The sequence below is a fragment of the Chitinophaga pendula genome, assembly GCF_020386615.1.
Lineage (GTDB): Bacteria > Bacteroidota > Bacteroidia > Chitinophagales > Chitinophagaceae > Chitinophaga > Chitinophaga pendula.
The window spans coordinates 4995086-5011825 of sequence record NZ_CP077769.1 but is presented as its reverse complement, the minus strand read 5'-3'; the positions used below and the strand labels follow the sequence as shown (position 1 = coordinate 5011825).

11 protein-coding genes and 1 tRNA gene are annotated in these 16740 nt (G+C 46.6%); all 12 read left to right on the top strand.

Annotation, left to right across the window (positions count from 1 at the left end; all coding sequences use genetic code 11):
* Positions 1-77 precede the first annotated feature (77 nt).
* The 12 genes from rpoC (at position 78) to KTO58_RS18075 (ending at position 16710) form a co-directional block, all read left to right on the top strand.
* Positions 78-4373: a DNA-directed RNA polymerase subunit beta' gene (rpoC, locus tag KTO58_RS18130; protein WP_095838017.1), complete on the top strand. Its 4296-nt coding sequence runs from the start codon at positions 78-80 to the stop codon at positions 4371-4373.
* A 153-nt stretch (positions 4374-4526) separates the two neighbouring features.
* A complete protein-coding gene (locus tag KTO58_RS18125; protein WP_095838018.1) occupies positions 4527-5228 on the top strand; it encodes a DUF4397 domain-containing protein in 702 nt (233 codons plus the stop codon).
* A gap of 124 nt (positions 5229-5352) precedes the next feature.
* Positions 5353-6402: a glycerophosphodiester phosphodiesterase gene (locus tag KTO58_RS18120; RefSeq protein ID WP_198315200.1), complete on the top strand. Its 1050-nt coding sequence runs from the start codon at positions 5353-5355 to the stop codon at positions 6400-6402.
* A gap of 164 nt (positions 6403-6566) precedes the next feature.
* Positions 6567-7175 carry an OmpH/Skp family outer membrane protein gene (locus KTO58_RS18115; RefSeq protein ID WP_157752869.1) on the top strand — a complete coding sequence of 203 codons (609 nt, stop codon included), beginning with the start codon at positions 6567-6569 and terminating at the stop codon, positions 7173-7175.
* Between the two features lie 429 nt (positions 7176-7604).
* Complete coding sequence (locus KTO58_RS18110; RefSeq protein ID WP_095838021.1) at positions 7605-9029, top strand: APC family permease; 1425 nt, start codon at positions 7605-7607, stop codon at positions 9027-9029.
* 871 nt (positions 9030-9900) lie between these two features.
* On the top strand, positions 9901-10506 hold the full coding sequence (locus KTO58_RS18105; protein WP_095838022.1) for a DUF4254 domain-containing protein: 606 nt from the start codon (positions 9901-9903) through the stop codon (positions 10504-10506).
* Positions 10507-10545: 39 nt separating this feature from the next.
* Positions 10546-11604: a glycosyltransferase family 9 protein gene (locus KTO58_RS18100; RefSeq protein ID WP_198315201.1), complete on the top strand. Its 1059-nt coding sequence runs from the start codon at positions 10546-10548 to the stop codon at positions 11602-11604.
* Between the two features lie 133 nt (positions 11605-11737).
* A tRNA-Gln gene (locus KTO58_RS18095) sits at positions 11738-11808 on the top strand.
* A 329-nt stretch (positions 11809-12137) separates the two neighbouring features.
* The gene (locus tag KTO58_RS18090) at positions 12138-13484 is read left to right on the top strand and encodes a TolC family protein (protein WP_095838023.1); all 1347 of its coding nucleotides are present in this window, start codon (positions 12138-12140) and stop codon (positions 13482-13484) included.
* Positions 13485-13496: 12 nt separating this feature from the next.
* Complete coding sequence (locus KTO58_RS18085) at positions 13497-14729, top strand: efflux RND transporter periplasmic adaptor subunit (RefSeq protein WP_095838024.1); 1233 nt, start codon at positions 13497-13499, stop codon at positions 14727-14729.
* Complete coding sequence (locus KTO58_RS18080; RefSeq protein ID WP_095838025.1) at positions 14726-15475, top strand: ABC transporter ATP-binding protein; 750 nt, start codon at positions 14726-14728, stop codon at positions 15473-15475. The genes KTO58_RS18085 and KTO58_RS18080 overlap by 4 nt, the downstream gene beginning before the upstream one ends.
* Before the next feature lie 14 nt (positions 15476-15489).
* On the top strand, positions 15490-16710 hold the full coding sequence (locus tag KTO58_RS18075; protein ID WP_095838026.1) for an ABC transporter permease: 1221 nt from the start codon (positions 15490-15492) through the stop codon (positions 16708-16710).
* Positions 16711-16740 lie beyond the last annotated feature (30 nt).

Sequence of the window (16740 nt, the reverse complement as noted above, 5' to 3'; positions counted from 1 at the left end):
TGCCGGATCTGATAAGATGAGCAGTGACCTGTGGACTGTCGGCATCCTATAAGAATTTTCTTTAAACAACATACGCGATGGCCATAAAGAAAGAAAATCGTCCTAAGTCTAATTTTAACAGTATCACCATCAGCCTGGCTTCTCCGGATGCAATCCTGGAGCGTTCCTACGGTGAGGTACTGAAACCGGAAACCATCAACTACCGTACTTACAAGCCGGAGCGTGATGGTCTTTTCTGTGAAAGGATATTCGGGCCTGTTAAAGACTACGAATGCTATTGCGGTAAGTATAAGCGTATCCGTTATAAGGGTATTGTATGCGACCGTTGTGGTGTAGAAGTAACGGAGAAGAAAGTACGTCGTGAGAGAATGGGTCACATCCGTCTGGTAGTGCCCGTTGTACATATATGGTATTTCAAATCCCTGCCTAACAAGATTGGTTACTTGTTGGGTATGAGCTCCAAGAAACTGGAAACGATCGTATACTATGAAAGATATGTGATCATCCAGGCTGGTGCTAAACAAGAGAAGGGAATGAATTACGGTGATCTGCTGACAGAGGAAGAGTATCTGGATGTACTGGATACTTTGCCGAAAGACAATCAGCTGTTGCCGGATGAAGATCCTAACAAATTCATCGCTAAGATGGGTGCGGAAGCGGTGGAAATGATGCTGGCCCGTATTGATCTGGACAGCCTTTCTTACCAGCTGCGTAACCAGGCAGCCACTGAAACTTCCCAGCAGCGTAAAGCGGAGGCGTTGAAACGTCTGAGCGTAGTGGAAGCTTTCCGTGATGCTAACAATCGTGTAGACAACCGTCCTGAGTGGATGGTGATGCAATATATTCCTGTAGTTCCGCCGGAATTACGTCCGTTGGTGCCTTTGGATGGTGGCCGTTTTGCGTCTTCTGACCTGAACGATCTTTACCGCCGGGTGATCATCCGTAACAACCGTTTGAAACGTCTGATCGAGATCAAGGCGCCTGAGGTGATCTTGAGAAACGAAAAGCGTATGCTGCAGGAAGCGGTAGACTCCCTGTTCGACAACTCCCGTAAATCCAATGCGGTGAAGGCAGAGGGTGGCCGTGCGCTGAAATCCCTTTCTGACGTACTGAAAGGTAAACAGGGTCGTTTCCGTCAGAACTTGTTGGGTAAACGTGTGGACTACTCCGGTCGTTCTGTAATCGTGGTAGGTCCTGAGTTGAAACTGCATGAGTGCGGTCTCCCAAAAGATATGGCGGCAGAGCTGTTCAAACCGTTTATCATCCGTAAGCTGATCGAAAGAGGTATCGTAAAGACGGTAAAATCTGCGAAGAAGCTGGTAGATAGGAAAGAAGCGGTGGTTTGGGATATCCTGGAGAATGTACTGAAAGGGCATCCGGTGATGCTGAACCGTGCTCCTACCCTCCACCGTCTGTCCATCCAGGCATTCCAGCCTAAACTGGTGGAAGGTAAGGCGATACAGCTGCACCCGCTGGTGTGTTCTGCGTTCAACGCCGACTTTGACGGTGACCAGATGGCGGTACACGTACCGTTGAGCAACGCAGCGATACTGGAAGCCCAGTTGCTGATGTTGTCTTCACATAACATCCTTAACCCGCAGAACGGTACGCCGATCACCCTGCCATCTCAGGACATGGTACTCGGTCTGTACTATATCTCTAAGGGTAAAAAATCTACCGATACTGAAATCGTAAAAGGAGAAGGTAAAGCATTCTACTCTGCCGAAGAGGTGATCATCGCCTACAACGAGCAGCGTGTAGACCTGCATGCGCATATTCGTGTAAAAGCTACCGTTCGTACTGAAGCGAATGAGCTGGAAACGAAACTGATAGAAACAACCGTAGGTCGCGTGATCTTCAACCAGTTCGTACCAAAAGAGGCTGGTTATGTGAATGCACTGCTGACGAAGAAATCACTGCGTGAGATCATCGGTGATATGATCAAATACACCGACATCCCGAAAACTGCGAAGTTCCTGGATGATATCAAGCAGTTAGGTTTCCGTACGGCGTTCCGCGGTGGTCTGTCCTTTAACATTAATGACCTGATCATCCCTGAAGTGAAGCAACTGATGATTGACAGTGCTTCTTCCGAAGTGGATGAGGTGTGGGATAACTACAACATGGGTCTGATCACGAACAACGAGCGTTACAACCAGATCATCGACATCTGGTCACGTGTGGATACTAAAGTAACCGAAACGCTGATCCGCGAGCTGGCAACAGACAAACAGGGCTTTAACTCTGTGTACATGATGCTTGACTCCGGTGCGCGTGGATCCAAACAACAGATCAAACAGCTGGCGGGTCTAAGAGGATTGATGGCGAAACCACGTAAGAGTGGTTCTACCGGTTCCGAGATCATCGAGAACCCGATCCTTTCCAACTTCAAGGATGGTCTGAACGTATTGGAGTACTTCATCTCTACGCACGGTGCGCGTAAAGGTCTTGCGGATACGGCATTGAAAACGGCGGATGCGGGTTACCTGACCCGTCGTCTCGTGGACGTTGCCCAGGACGTGGTGATCAACGAGGAAGATTGTGGTACCCTGCGTGGTATTGCTACTTCTGCCCTGAAAGATAACGAAGAGGTGGTAGAGCCGCTGTACGATCGTATCCTGGGTAGGACTTCCCTGCACGATGTATTTGATCCTCAGACAGAAGAGCTGCTGGTGGCTGCCGGTCAGCAAATCACAGAAGATATCGCTAAGCACATCGAAGAAAGCTCTATCGAGACCGTAGAGATCCGTTCTGTACTGACTTGTGAAAGCCGTCGTGGTGTGTGTGTAAGATGTTATGGTAAAAACCTGGCAACAGGTTATACCGCTCAGCGTGGTGATGCTGTAGGTATCATCGCGGCCCAGTCCATCGGTGAGCCTGGTACACAGCTGACACTACGTACCTTCCACGTGGGTGGTGTGGCTGGTTCTACTTCCGTTGAATCAGCGCTGCCTGCTAAATTTGAAGGTACTGTACAGTTCGATGGTCTGAGAACCACTACCTACGAAAACAATGAAGGTGAAAAAGTACAGGTGGTAATCGGTCGTACCGGTGAGTTGCGTATCATGGACGTGAAAAACGATCGTCTGCTGATCACCAACAACATCCCTTATGGTTCTACCCTGCTGGTGAAAGATGGCCAGAAGGTAGCCAAAGGCGACGTGATCTGTACATGGGATCCATTCAACGCCGTAATCGTATCTGAGATTGCTGGTAATATCCGTTTCGATAGCATCATAGAAGGTATCACCTTCCGTGAAGAAGCGGATGAGCAGACTGGTCACCGTGAGAAAGTGGTAATTGAAACCAAGGATAAGAACAAGATCCCGTCTATCCTGATAGATGGTAATAAAGAGGTGAAATCTTACAACCTCCCGGTTGGTTCTCACATCGTTATTGAAGAAGGCGATGCAGTAAGAGCTGGTCAGGTAATTGTGAAGATACCTCGTGTGATCGGTAAACTGCGTGACATCACGGGTGGTCTGCCGCGTGTAACTGAACTGTTTGAGGCGCGTAACCCGAGCAACCCTGCTATCGTCTCTGAGATCGATGGTGTGGTAACCTTTGGTAACATCAAACGTGGTAACCGCGAGATCATCATCGAAAGCCGCGAGAGCCAGGTGAAGAAATACCTGGTGCCATTGACACGTCACATCCTGGTACAGGACGGTGACTTCGTGAAAGCGGGTACTGCACTGTCTGATGGTTCTATCACGCCAGCCGATATCCTCTCTATCAAAGGTCCGTTTGCCGTACAGGAGTACCTGGTAAATGAGATCCAGGAGGTATACCGTCTGCAGGGGGTGAAGATCAATGACAAACACATTGAGGTGATCGTTCGCCAGATGATGCGTAAGGTAACTATCGAAGATCCGGGAGATACCCGCTTCCTCGAGGGGGATACTACCGATAAGTTTGAATTCTTTGAAGAGAACGATAACATCTATGACAAGAAGGTAGTAACAGAAGCAGGCGAATCTGCGGTATTGAGAGCTGGTCAGATCGTAACCCTGCGTCAGGTAAGAGAAGAAAACTCTGCCCTGCGTCGTTCCGATAAGAAACTGGTTGAATTCCGCGATGCGAATGCTGCTACTTCCAGCCCGCTGCTTCTGGGTATTACCAAGGCGTCACTGGGTACACATAGCTGGATATCTGCCGCATCCTTCCAGGAAACCACCAAAGTATTGTCTTCTGCCGCAATCAACGGTAAGACGGATGATATGCTGGGTCTGAAAGAGAACGTAATCACCGGTCACCTGATACCTGCAGGTACAGGTCTGCGTGAGTTCGAAAACATGATCGTAGGTTCCAAAGAAGAATACGACATCCTGACCTCTTCGAAAGAAGTGTTCCAGTTTGACGAAGAAGAATAGTATTAACTTCCTTCAGATAAAGCAAAGGCTCCTTCACGGGAGCCTTTTGCTTTTATAGACCTGTCGGGCAGATAATTTTCACAGCGATCAGCACGTTTAAATAGGCGGAATTTCCAAAAAAGCAGTTTACTTTGTAAGCAAATAACTCTCTGTATGAAGCATTGGCGCACGGGTATATGGATGGTAGCGATCGTAGTGACCTTTATCGGTTGTGGTAAAAGGGATGATAAATTTATTCCGGATACCAATTCTGGTATTAAGCTCCTCAATGCTGTGCCGGGTACCGAGAGCTTTGATGCTTTAATAGATGGAAAGGCGTTGGTCACTAATTTGAAATCGGGTGAGCAAAGTGCTTATTCTTATTTCCGGGCGAAAAAATATATCGTTTCTGTGCGTCCTAACGGGAGCCAGAACCAGTTTATAGGAGGAGAAGTGAGCCTCCGTAATCAACACCTGACCACTATCTTTCTAGGGCGTGATTTCAGGGCGATCCCAGGGGCGGTAGTAGTAGACGACGATGTTACTACGCCTACCAAAGATGGTAATGCCAGGGTAAGATTCATCTCGATGAGTAATATTGTTATCAGTGCTAATCAGCCTATGTCGCTGGACCTGGTGGTGGATACCACGATTGTACAGCGTAACCTTGGCTTTACTGCGGTGGCGATACTGGATATACCGGCAGGTGATCATACGTTGGACCTGCGCAGGGCCAACGATCTAACCAAGACCAGCCAACTGAAAGGCGGTAAAATTCCTTTCTCCGTAAAAGCGGGAGAGCGTCATACAGTATGGTTCGCGGGTGACAATACTACCAGTGACCTCAAAATATTCACCTATCAAACCGGCAAGTAGCAATACATCCATACAAAGCGCGCCGGGCTTTATTCTCCACTGATATATCTTCCTGTTAATTTACCGTAGGGGGCTTTTATTTTCAATACCTGCGCGCTATTTTTAGTGCAAAAGATTATTCATTATGGGGCAACAATGGAGACGAGTGCTGGCATTATCAGCGACTGCATTACTGTTAGTTTCAGCAACCACGCTTATGGCACAGGACCGGAAGATATTCCTTGACAACTACACTGTACCTGCGGGTACAAAAGGCGCTAAGGCCGGACAGGTGATCGATCTATCCGGCAGTCCGATCAGTGCCCGTATTATAAAAGACAAGGCAGGTTTGTTTACTATCAGTAAAGAGGGAGCGCTGCAGCTGAAGCCTAAGGTAACATTACCTAAAGAGGGGGTGTTTGCTTACCAGGTGACCGTAAAGGCCGGAGAAGACACGGCGACCTTTACCATCGTAAAAGATCAGTTTATCCGTAACCGTGTAGTGGCGCACAGAGGAGCGTGGAAGAACCAGCCAGGCAGCCAGAATTCCCTGAGTTCTCTGAAAGATGCTATTCGCCTGGGATGTGCAGGATCGGAGTTTGACGTATGGTTATCAGCTGATGAAGAGCTGGTATTATCGCACGACCCGCAGATAGGCGGTAAAGTACTGGAAGAGACGCCATTAGCTGAATTGCAGACAGTGCAGCTGGACAATGGCGATCATGTACCTACCCTGGAAGAGTATATCCGTGAAGGTAAAACGCAGGCGCATACCAAACTGGTACTGGAGTTAAAACCATCCCGCAAAGGAAAGGAGCGGGGCGCACTGCTGGCGGCCAAAGCGGTAGCCATGGTGCATGAAATGCAGGCACAGGCCTGGATCTACTATATCAGCTTTGACTACAATATCCTGAAGACCGTAGTGGCTTTAGATCCATCTGCACACGTAGCTTACCTGAATGGAGAGAAGCAGCCGGAGGAGTTGAAAGCAGAAAAGATATGGGGGCTGGATTATCATCAGTCTGTATTTAAGAAGGATACGCAGCTGATGGATAAAGTCCGCAAAAATGGTATTACCACTAACGTGTGGACAGTGAATAATCCGGAAGATATGGACACATTCCTGCAAGCTGGTGTTGATTTTATCACCACTGACGAGCCTGAGAGGCTGCTGGAAAAGGTAAAAACCAAGTAGTATACCCCGAAAGGGGGATGTATAAAGGTAAAGCGGCGATCACACTTTCGTTAAAACATGCATAAAAATGCGATTGGAAAGGACTAAAATCGACCAAATACCTTATTTTAGCCGTTCAAAATTTTTTAATGTTTAAAAAGGGAATGCTAAATCCAGCTATCAACATGCAGAACTTTAAACAAATAGTGAAAAAAGGATGCTTAGCTGCACTGGCAGCCGGTACTTTTATGGCTTGCCAGCAGGGAGCTAAAACTCCTGCCACTGACGGTAAGGATACAACTGGTAACGTAACAACGGCTGGTAGCCAATTCAGGATTGCTTATGTGGATCTGGATTCCCTGGAAGCTCACTACGATTATTTTAAGGAGAAAAAGACAGAATTAGAAAAAAGGCAACAGGCGATTGAGAATGAGCTGAGAGGTAATGAAACTGCTTTGCGGAATGAATATGCTGACCTGCAGCGCAAAGCGGCTACATTGACACAGTCAGAAGGCGAAGCGGCACAGCGTAGCATCCTGCAGAAGCAACAGCAACTGGAGCTGAAAGCGCAGAACCTGCGTGGTCAGTATGCAGAACAGGAAGCCAAATTCAGCGAAGAGCTGCAGAAGCAGTTAAACAGCTTCCTGAAATCGTTTAATTCTAATAAAAAATACGCTTATATTTTCTCTTACAGAATGAGTGCTACCAACATCCTCTATAAGGATGAAGCATATGACATCACAGCAGAAGTGATCAAGGGTATCAATGCCTCTCCTAAACCGGAGAATAAATAACTTCTTTGATCTATAGAGATATTAAGAAAAAAGCTATAATTTAAAGTCCTGGTACGTGTACCAGGACTTTTTTTGTTTGGCCGTCTTTTACAGATCAATGCGAACGAACAGCGAAAACAACCAAAATCGGCCATTCATCGGCAGCTAACCGGCAGGTGGCGTTAAATAGTGTTAAGAAGGTACAACAACCTGGAAATATAGTATTAGTATTGAGCTTTCTATGTTCCAACCATCATGTTCGGCAGATGTTCCTGTCTAAAACATCGGCGCAGTATACTACTGTATTTGTTATTGTCCATCTGTTATACGCCGGCGAGCGATCGTATGGCGGCCGCTATCTGAATAGTCGAACTTCTATCTATAATAACTAATCATTTCTATTGAGCACCTAATGGTGATCACTCATCAAACATTTGCAACGCGTTCATTATGTTAGTTGATCAATCTAATGAGTTTAAGCCCAGCCTGAGTCTGCTGGATGCCACGATGATAGTGGCTGGTTCTATGATCGGATCCGGAGTATTTATTGTATCTGCCGAGATCACCCGCAGTTTAGGTAGTGCAGGGTGGTTGACCCTGATGTGGGTGTTGGGAGGTATCGTTACCTTGATCGCTGCGGTCAGCTACGGTGAATTGTCTGGCATGTACCCGCGTGCGGGTGGTCAATATGTGTACCTGCGGGAGGCCTATAATCCGTTTATAGCTTTTCTGTTTGGCTGGACGCAGTTCAGCGTGATCCAGACGGGTACCATTGCCGCGGTAGCGGTAGCATTTGCCAAGTTCACAGCATACCTGATACCTGCTTTCAGTGAGCAGAACATCCTGCTGGATGCCGGTGTTGTGAAGATATCTGCCGCGCAGATACTGGCGATCATTTCCATTATAGCGCTTACCTATATCAATACCAGAGGGGTGCAGAACGGGAAGATCATACAGCTGGTGTTTACGTTGGCGAAGTTGGCGTCTTTATTCGGACTGATCATTTTCGGATTCCTGCTTGGCGCTAAACAGGAAATATGGGATGCTAACTGGGCGCATGCCTGGACGGCGGTATCGCTACAACCTGGTGATGCCGGTTCGGTGATCACTTCGGTGTTGGGCGGTGCGGCATTGATGGGCGCCATTGCGGTGTCTATGAAGGGATCTTTGTTCTCCAGTGACGCCTGGAACAATGTGACGTTCATTGCGGCAGAGATTAAGAATCCAGGCAAAAATATCGGCCGGGCATTGTTCTTCGGCACTTTGGTGGTGACTATCATTTATGTGAGCGCCAACCTGATGTACCTGGCGGTATTGCCATTGAATGAGATTGCTTTTGCAGCCAATGACCGTGTGGCGGTGGCGGTTGCGGAAAGGATATTCGGCAGCAGCGGTTCACTGATCATTGCGGTGATGATCATGGTATCTACTTTTGGCTGTAATAACGGGCTGATATTATCCGGGGCGCGTATTTACTATACGATGGCGCAGGACGGTCTGTTCTTTAAAAAGGCAGGAGAGCTGAACCGTTACAATGTACCGCAGCAGGGATTGTGGATCCAGTGTTTCTGGGCTTCTTTACTGTGCTTGACTGGTCGTTACGGTGATCTGCTGGCTTTGGTGATATTCGGGGTGTTGATATTTTATGTACTGACCATTGTGGGGATATTTATCCTGCGCCGCCGGCAGCCAGATATGCCTCGTCCATATAAAGCATTTGGTTATCCTGTGTTGCCTGCTATCTACATCGCTATTGCGAGTACGCTGGCGTTGTTACTGTTACGTTTTGAAATGAACTACACTTTGCCGGGGTTAGGCATTATTTTGCTCGGTATCCCGCTGTATTACCTGGCCATGCGAAGGAGCAAGGCATAGGTGTTATTTATCCCTTATAGCTGGGCGTTTCCTGTAGGAGACGCCCTTTTTTGTTGATAGGGGTAGGGTAGACATCACTTATAGGAATATTATACGGGACTTATAGGAAAGGCGGACGTAAGAGCGGGTGGTGGTTATAACTATATTGTTTTCAATTACTTAAAGGAAGATTGTATAGGAATGTAGGAACGGGCGCGGTAGTATAATCGCAGAATGAATGTCAAATTCAAGAAAAGAATAGTGTAGCGATGCTAATACGGACAAAAAACTATTGAAAATAACACAAAAGTTGTATGAACTAACTTACTGACTGCGGTATTTTTTGCAGTGAGCCCGCGTAACTTGCATACAGACTCTTGAGAACCCGAAGAAAGTTAAGTGATTAACCCTGGAGAGATGTCATATGAAAAGGAACCCTTTGCCAACACAGGTGTGCATGTAATTTAGCAGCCGCGACTTTAGAGGGCCTTTCTTATCATATTAGCAAAAAAATCAGCACTGGTGTGTCGGTGGAAGGATCATTGTATTGCAGTGAGTTCAAATACCATTCAATTTGAGCAATCGCAATCCTGTGATGCCAGTATGCGCACGGTTGCTATTATGTCAACTTATAAATTCATTCAGAACAATATATTATTACTATATATCCCGATAGAGATATCGTACATATTGCCAGGCTTTTAATATTAAGATATTAAAGTGATCTCAACCCCAAGATAACCATTAAAAGCCTACACGATTTGCATTCTCGAACATTCACATGACAATCTTTTACAATAAGCGTAAGGTCTCTACCTTACGCTTTTTTATTGCTGTCAGGATGGGAGGGGGCTACCGGTATTTTATTAGCATTTTCTTTTATTTTTGCGCCATGTTAACGACGCTTTGCAACCAGATATTTAGTGCGAGCATAGCTGATTACCATCGTTATAATGACGTGTATCAGCTTATCTCCAACCCGTATGAGAAGAGCAGTATTGAGCACCTACTCTATCTGAAGAACTGGATCGATACGGTACAATGGCACCTGGAGGATATTATCCGGGATCCTAATATTGATCCTGTTAAAGCATTGGATATCAAACGTTGGATTGATCGTTCTAACCAGGAGCGTACGGATGTGGTGGAGTATATCGATAGTTATTTCCTGGACAAATTTAAGGAGGTGACGGTAGAGCCAGCTGCTACAATTAATACCGAAAGTCCGGCATGGGCGATCGATCGGTTGTCTATACTGGCGCTGAAGATCTATCACATGGAAGAGGAAACAAAGCGGGAAGATGCTGCTGCGGAGCACCGGGCGGCTTGTCAGCGTAAGCTGGACACTTTGTTGGAGCAGCGGAAAGATCTCAGTACAGCCATTGAATTATTACTAGAAGACATTGCTGCCGGCAGGAAGTATATGAAGGTGTACAAACAGATGAAGATGTACAATGATCCTTCTCTGAACCCGGTGTTGTATAATAAGCAGGCGTAGAGCAGCGCTACGTTCATTATTGGTTGAATATTTATTGATTTGGAAGCGCAACAGCTAAAAACGATATTGGCTATACGATTTTCTGCATTGGGAGATGTGGCGATGACCATACCTGTTATGAAGCGGGTATTGGAGCAGCATCCGGATATACAGATCGTATTTGTGACCAATAAAAATTGGGGAGCTTTATGTAAGGGAGTTCCGCGGCTGATATTTTATCCGGCTGACGTGAAAGGGGTGCATAAGGGCTTTCCTGGCTTGTTCCGGTTATTCCGGGCTATACGGAAGGAATATACGATCAGTGCTGTTGCTGATCTGCATAATGTGTTGCGTGCGAAAGTGGTCAGTACTTTGTTTGCCTTAAGCGGTAAACGGGTGGCCAGGATCGACAAGGGGCGTACGGAAAAAAAAGCGTTGACCCGTCAGGAAGATAAGATACTACAGCCTTTGATGACGACGATTGAGCGGTATGCGATCGTATTCCGGCAGTTGGGTTTGCCATGTGATATGTCGGAAAGTAAGCCATTGGCGAACAGGTTGCCTTTGTCCGAGGAGATGTTGCAGCTCACAGGCGAAAAACATGCGGATAAATGGATAGGCATAGCGCCTTTTGCAACTTATAGGGAGAAGATGTATCCGCTGAATAGGATGGAGGAGGTATTAGGCGTATTATCCCGGCAGCCGCAGCATAAAGTATTACTTTTTGGTGGTGGAGCAGCAGAGGTAGCACAACTGAGTGTCTGGGCGTCACAATATCCCAATACAGTATTGATCGCCGGTAAGTGTAAACTGGAGAGTGAGCTGCATATCATCAGTCAGCTGGAGGTGATGGTGAGTATGGATTCTGCAAATATGCACCTGGCTGCTTTGTTCGGTATCCCGGTGGTATCTGTATGGGGAGCTACGCATCCCTATGCGGGTTTTATGGGGTATCAGCAGTCGCTTGCAGATGCGGTACAGGTAGATGATCTGTCATGCCGGCCTTGTTCTGTATTTGGCAATAAACCCTGTTTCCGGGGAGACCATGCCTGTATGGAGTGGATACCTGCACTTAACATTGCTGATAAGGTATTAAAACGGTTGGAAACACCGATATAAATTTGTGCTTATAGTGGCTATTGGGCAGTGCTGAAGCGGGTTGGCATCGAACGCTGGAAAAAAAGTTAAAGAAACTTGAAAGTTTTTTTTGCAGAAATAAAAAAAGTTCTAATTTTGCCATCCCAATCGATGATGTCCCATAGTATAATGGTAGTACGACAGATTTTGGTTCTGTTTGTCTTGGTTCGAATCCAGGTGGGACAACAAAGAATAGAAGCCCGCTCATTGAGCGGGTTTTTTATTTCCCCAATGTTATTTACTGTTAAACCTTCCCGTCTCATTTCTTCGTTACGGCAGCTGATTTGCAATGATCAATGAAGACCCTCTTCAATGACTGTTTTTGAGTACCCACCTGCATTTGGTTGTTTTCTTCGATCATAAGATCTGCCGATAACAGGTTGAACATTCTGCTGATAAGCATTGTTTGATAGGGTAGGTGATATCGGGGCAGTGTTGTTTTTTTCGTTAAATTGGTATTACCATTTAAGTTTCATTCCTACTAGTAGATATTCCTAATCATTAACGAACATGCAATGGCGTTTCTTAGACGTCCGCAGACAGTGCTGCTGATCTTATTGGCAGGCATTAATAGTCAGTTGTTGATGGCACAGGACAGTACGGTAACGAACCTGCCTGCCAGATGGGAATTACAGGATTGCCTGGATTATGCTATGCAGCATAATATACAGTTAAACAATCTACGCTTGAGTCGTATGAGCAGCGAGCAGGATCTGTTACAATCCAAAGCAGCCAAACTACCAGACCTGAATGGTACCCTCTCCCAGAACCTCCGGGGTAGTAAAGTATTAAACGAAGCAGGCCGCACTCCTTATACTATCGGCAGCGCCGGCAATTATTCCGTCAATTCGTCGGTGACCATTTTCCAGGGAGGCATACTCAATTACGATATCCGTCAAAAGCAACTGTCCGTACAGGTAGCAGATCTGAATATCGCACAACAGATCAATGACATCACTATACAGATCACGCAGTCTTACCTCAATATCCTCCTCAGTAAAGAAAACATCATCTATGTAAATGATGTGGTAACTACTTCGACCGCACAGGTACAACAGGCGCAGCAACGTTACGACGTAGGCAGCATCGCACTGAAGGACCTGGCAGCGTTACAGGCACAGCTGGCAACCGACCGCTATAACCTGGTGGTAGCGGAAAGCCAGTACCGGCAAAACAAACTCGTATTAAAACAGCTGCTACAATTGCCATCGGCCTACGACTTTGAGATCAATGCACCGGATACACTGGGTGCTATGGCCTATGTGCTCCCGTTAAGAGATGTACAGGCTGCAGCACTGGCAACCCGGCCGGAGATCAGAAGCGGAGAACTAGGTATTGAGATCGCTCAACTTAACCTGGCCAAAGCTAAGGCGGCTTATTTGCCGACTCTCTCTGCCAGCGGCGCTATTGGAAGTACAACAGCACGGGACCCTGACAATACCTTCTTTAAACAACTGGATAATAACTTCTACCAGCAGATAGGGCTTACACTATCCATACCCATCTTTACACGGCGGGTGAACAGAAGCAATGAAGAACGTTCCAGGATAGCGGTGGATCAGTCGAAACTTGTTTTACAAAATACCCGGACCAATCTCTCACAGGCTATAGAGCAGGAGTACATCAATGTACAGAACGCACAGGCGCAATATGATGCGGCAGTGGTACAGCTGCAATATACCCGGGAGAGTTATCGTATCGCCTCTGAACAATTGAAGGTGGGTGTTGCGAACATGGTGGATTTCCTGCAACAGAAGAATTTATATATACAGTCCTTTCAGGCATATATACAAGCGAAGTATAACACTGCCATGACTATACGGATATACGACTTTTACAGGGGGATACCTGTAAAGCTATAAATGTGATGACGTATGAGAAAGTATAAGCGCATTATTATCGCCATTGTCATATTGCTGGCGTTGTTCCTTATCTGGTATCTTTTTATCAGAAAAAAGCCCGTACCTATTTCTTTCGAGACAGCACATCCTGCCTATGGACCGATCGCCACCACTGTAACAGCTACAGGGACAATACAACCGGTAGATACAGTAGCAGTAGGTACACAGGTATCGGGAACGATCAAATACATCTATGTTGACTTTAATGCCAAAGTGAAGAAGGACCAGCTGCTGGCGGAACTGGATAAAGCACTTTTTCAGGCCCAGGTAGATCAATACCGGGCTAACCTGCAGGTAGCACAAAGTAACCTGGCATATCAACAGAATAACTACCAGCGACAGGAGCTGCTGTTTAAAACCGGTGCGATCAGTAAAGCCGACTATGATATTGCCACCAATCAGATCAACCAGGCAAAAGCGAATGTGGCCAGCGTTAATGCACAGCTGCAGACGGCTTTGAAGAACTTCTCTTTTACAGAGATCTACTCTCCGATAGATGGTGTAGTATTAAACAGAAACGTAAGTATAGGACAAACGGTAGCAGCGAGTTTTAATACGCCAACCTTGTTTGTAATCGCGAAAGATATTACCCGTATGCAGGTAGAATCGAAAGTAGATGAAGCGGATATCGGTAATGTAAGAGATTCGCAGCGGGTATCGTTTACGGTGGATGCCTACCTGGATGATGTATTCGAAGGTAAAGTACAGGAAATCCGTTTGCAGCCTTCTGTATCTTCCAATGTGGTTACGTACAATACCATCATCAATGCACCTAATAACAACATGAAGTTGAAGCCGGGTATGACGGCTAATGTAACTATCTATACGGCAGAAAAGGATTCGGCTTTGTTGCTGCCTGTAAAAGCCTTGAAATACCGTCCGGATTCTCTGGCCTTAAAAGATTATGTGATCCTCAGCGCAGTCCATAAGCATCAAGTGGATCAACGTCCTGGTAATGATACTGCGTTAAGTAATAAAGGCCGCAAGCGGATGGGATCTTCTAACTATGTATGGCTACTACGAGGGGACACATTGCAGCAGAAACGCATCAGGACAGGATTGAATGACAATACACATATAGAAGTGTTATCAGGGCTGATGGCCAGCGACGTAGTGATTGTGTCGATGAATGGCAGCAGTGGGCCGGTCGCTGCTGCTGGTAATAATAGTCCGTTTTTACCGAGGATGGGAGGCCGCAGACGATGAGCAACAAGATATTGGAATTACAGGAGATCAAGCGTGAGTTTGTAATGGGTACCGAGATCGTGCGGGCTTTAAAAGGTGTGTCCTTTGATGTACATGCGGGAGAGTTTGTTACGATTATGGGGAGTAGTGGTTCCGGTAAGACCACTTTGCTGAACCTACTGGGATGCCTGGATAAGCCGACTTCCGGTAATTATATACTGGATGGGGTAAACGTAAAGGCACTTTCCCGTAATGACCTGGCGAGATTGCGCAATCATAAGATAGGTTTTGTATTCCAGGCGTATAATCTTCTTCCGCGAACATCGGCGTTGGAAAATGTGGAGTTGCCGCTATTCTACAATCCGGCCTTGAGTACGCAGGAACGGAAAGAGCGGGCGATAAAGGCATTACAGGCCGTGAAGCTGGGAGATCGGCTGGATCATATGCCCAATCAGTTGTCTGGCGGACAGCAGCAACGGGTAGCGATTGCAAGGGCATTGGTCAACCAACCTGTGATGATATTGGCAGATGAGGCGACGGGTAACCTGGATACCCGTACCTCTTATGAAATCATGTCGCTGATGCAGGAGTTAAATCAGCAGGAAGGGAAAACGATCGTATTTGTAACACATGAACCGGACATCGCTGCTTTCAGCAGTCGTACTGTGATGCTAAGAGATGGCAAAGTGATAAAGGATAATATCAATGAAAATGTCCGATCTGCCAAAGAGGCGCTGGCATCACTGCCTTCATCTGATGATTACTAATTGATGTATTGCCCATGAATGTAATGAACCTGATACGGATTGCTTTAAAGGCTTTACAGCGTAATAAGCTGAGGGCTTTCCTTACCATGTTGGGTATCATTATCGGTGTGGCGGCGGTAATAGCAATGGTGGCGATCGGACAAGGGTCGAAAGAAAGCATACAGAGTCAGCTGAGTAATATGGGCTCCAATATGATCACTATCCTGCCCAGCAGTAATGTGGCCGGAGGTGTGCGTATAGAAGGAGCCAGCTTTCAGAGCCTGACCATCGAAGATGTAAGGGCAATAGCACGGAATGCAGAGTATGTCGGTGCGGTATCTCCCGTAGCATCTACAAAAGGACAGGCTATCTATGGCGCTTTGAACTGGCCAACATCCTTGCAGGGTGTAGCGCCCAGTTACTTTGATATCCGTAAGCTGACCATACAGGATGGTATCAGTTTTTCTGATGCGGATGTGACAACAGCAGCCAAGGTATGTGTACTGGGACAAACCGTTATCAATAACCTGTTCCCCAGTGGAGAGAGCCCGGTAGGCAAGGTGATACGGCTCAACTCCATCCCTTTGCAGGTGATAGGTACTTTAGTCCCTAAAGGACAAAGTTCTTTCGGCCAGGATCAGGATGATATCATACTTACCCCTTATACCACGGTGCAAAAGCGTATCCTCGCTACTATTTACTTCCAGAGCATATATGCCTCTGCCGTGAGTGAAGGTACTTCGTCCAAGGCAACAGATGAGATCATCGAGATACTGAGAGGCACACACCGCTTGCGCGCCGCTGATGAGAATAACTTTCAGGTGAGAACGATGGAAGAGCTGATCAAAACACTTAGTTCAACCAGCAGCCTGCTGACGATCCTGCTGACTGCTATTGCGGGCATTTCACTCGTGATAGGTGGTATCGGGATCATGAACATTATGTATGTATCGGTAACAGAGCGTACGAAAGAAATAGGACTACGCATGTCTATTGGTGCCAGGGGAATAGATATCCTATTACAGTTCCTCGTAGAAGCAATCATTATCAGCATTACAGGAGGCCTGATAGGGGTTGTATTGGGGATCAGCACAGCGAAGGTGATCACGCTCACATTGGGATGGCCTACGCTGGTATCAGAATCATCTATCGTATTGTCGTTTATGGTATGTGCGCTGACAGGTGTCTTTTTCGGTTATTACCCGGCACTGGCAGCATCAAGACTTGATCCTATAGAAGCATTACGCTATGAATAAAAAAGCGCTTTCGGGTCACATGCCGAAAGC

Coding starts and splice junctions, on each gene's coding strand:
- KTO58_RS18080 (WP_095838025.1), top strand. CDS start 14,726: ATGAGCAACAAGATATTGGAATTACAGGAGATCAAGCGTGAGTTTGTA.
- KTO58_RS18120 (WP_198315200.1), top strand. CDS start 5,353: ATGGGGCAACAATGGAGACGAGTGCTGGCATTATCAGCGACTGCATTA.
- KTO58_RS18115 (WP_157752869.1), top strand. CDS start 6,567: ATGCAGAACTTTAAACAAATAGTGAAAAAAGGATGCTTAGCTGCACTG.
- rpoC (WP_095838017.1), top strand. CDS start 78: ATGGCCATAAAGAAAGAAAATCGTCCTAAGTCTAATTTTAACAGTATC.
- KTO58_RS18125 (WP_095838018.1), top strand. CDS start 4,527: ATGAAGCATTGGCGCACGGGTATATGGATGGTAGCGATCGTAGTGACC.
- KTO58_RS18090 (WP_095838023.1), top strand. CDS start 12,138: ATGGCGTTTCTTAGACGTCCGCAGACAGTGCTGCTGATCTTATTGGCA.
- KTO58_RS18075 (WP_095838026.1), top strand. CDS start 15,490: ATGAATGTAATGAACCTGATACGGATTGCTTTAAAGGCTTTACAGCGT.
- KTO58_RS18110 (WP_095838021.1), top strand. CDS start 7,605: ATGTTAGTTGATCAATCTAATGAGTTTAAGCCCAGCCTGAGTCTGCTG.
- KTO58_RS18085 (WP_095838024.1), top strand. CDS start 13,497: ATGAGAAAGTATAAGCGCATTATTATCGCCATTGTCATATTGCTGGCG.
- KTO58_RS18105 (WP_095838022.1), top strand. CDS start 9,901: ATGTTAACGACGCTTTGCAACCAGATATTTAGTGCGAGCATAGCTGAT.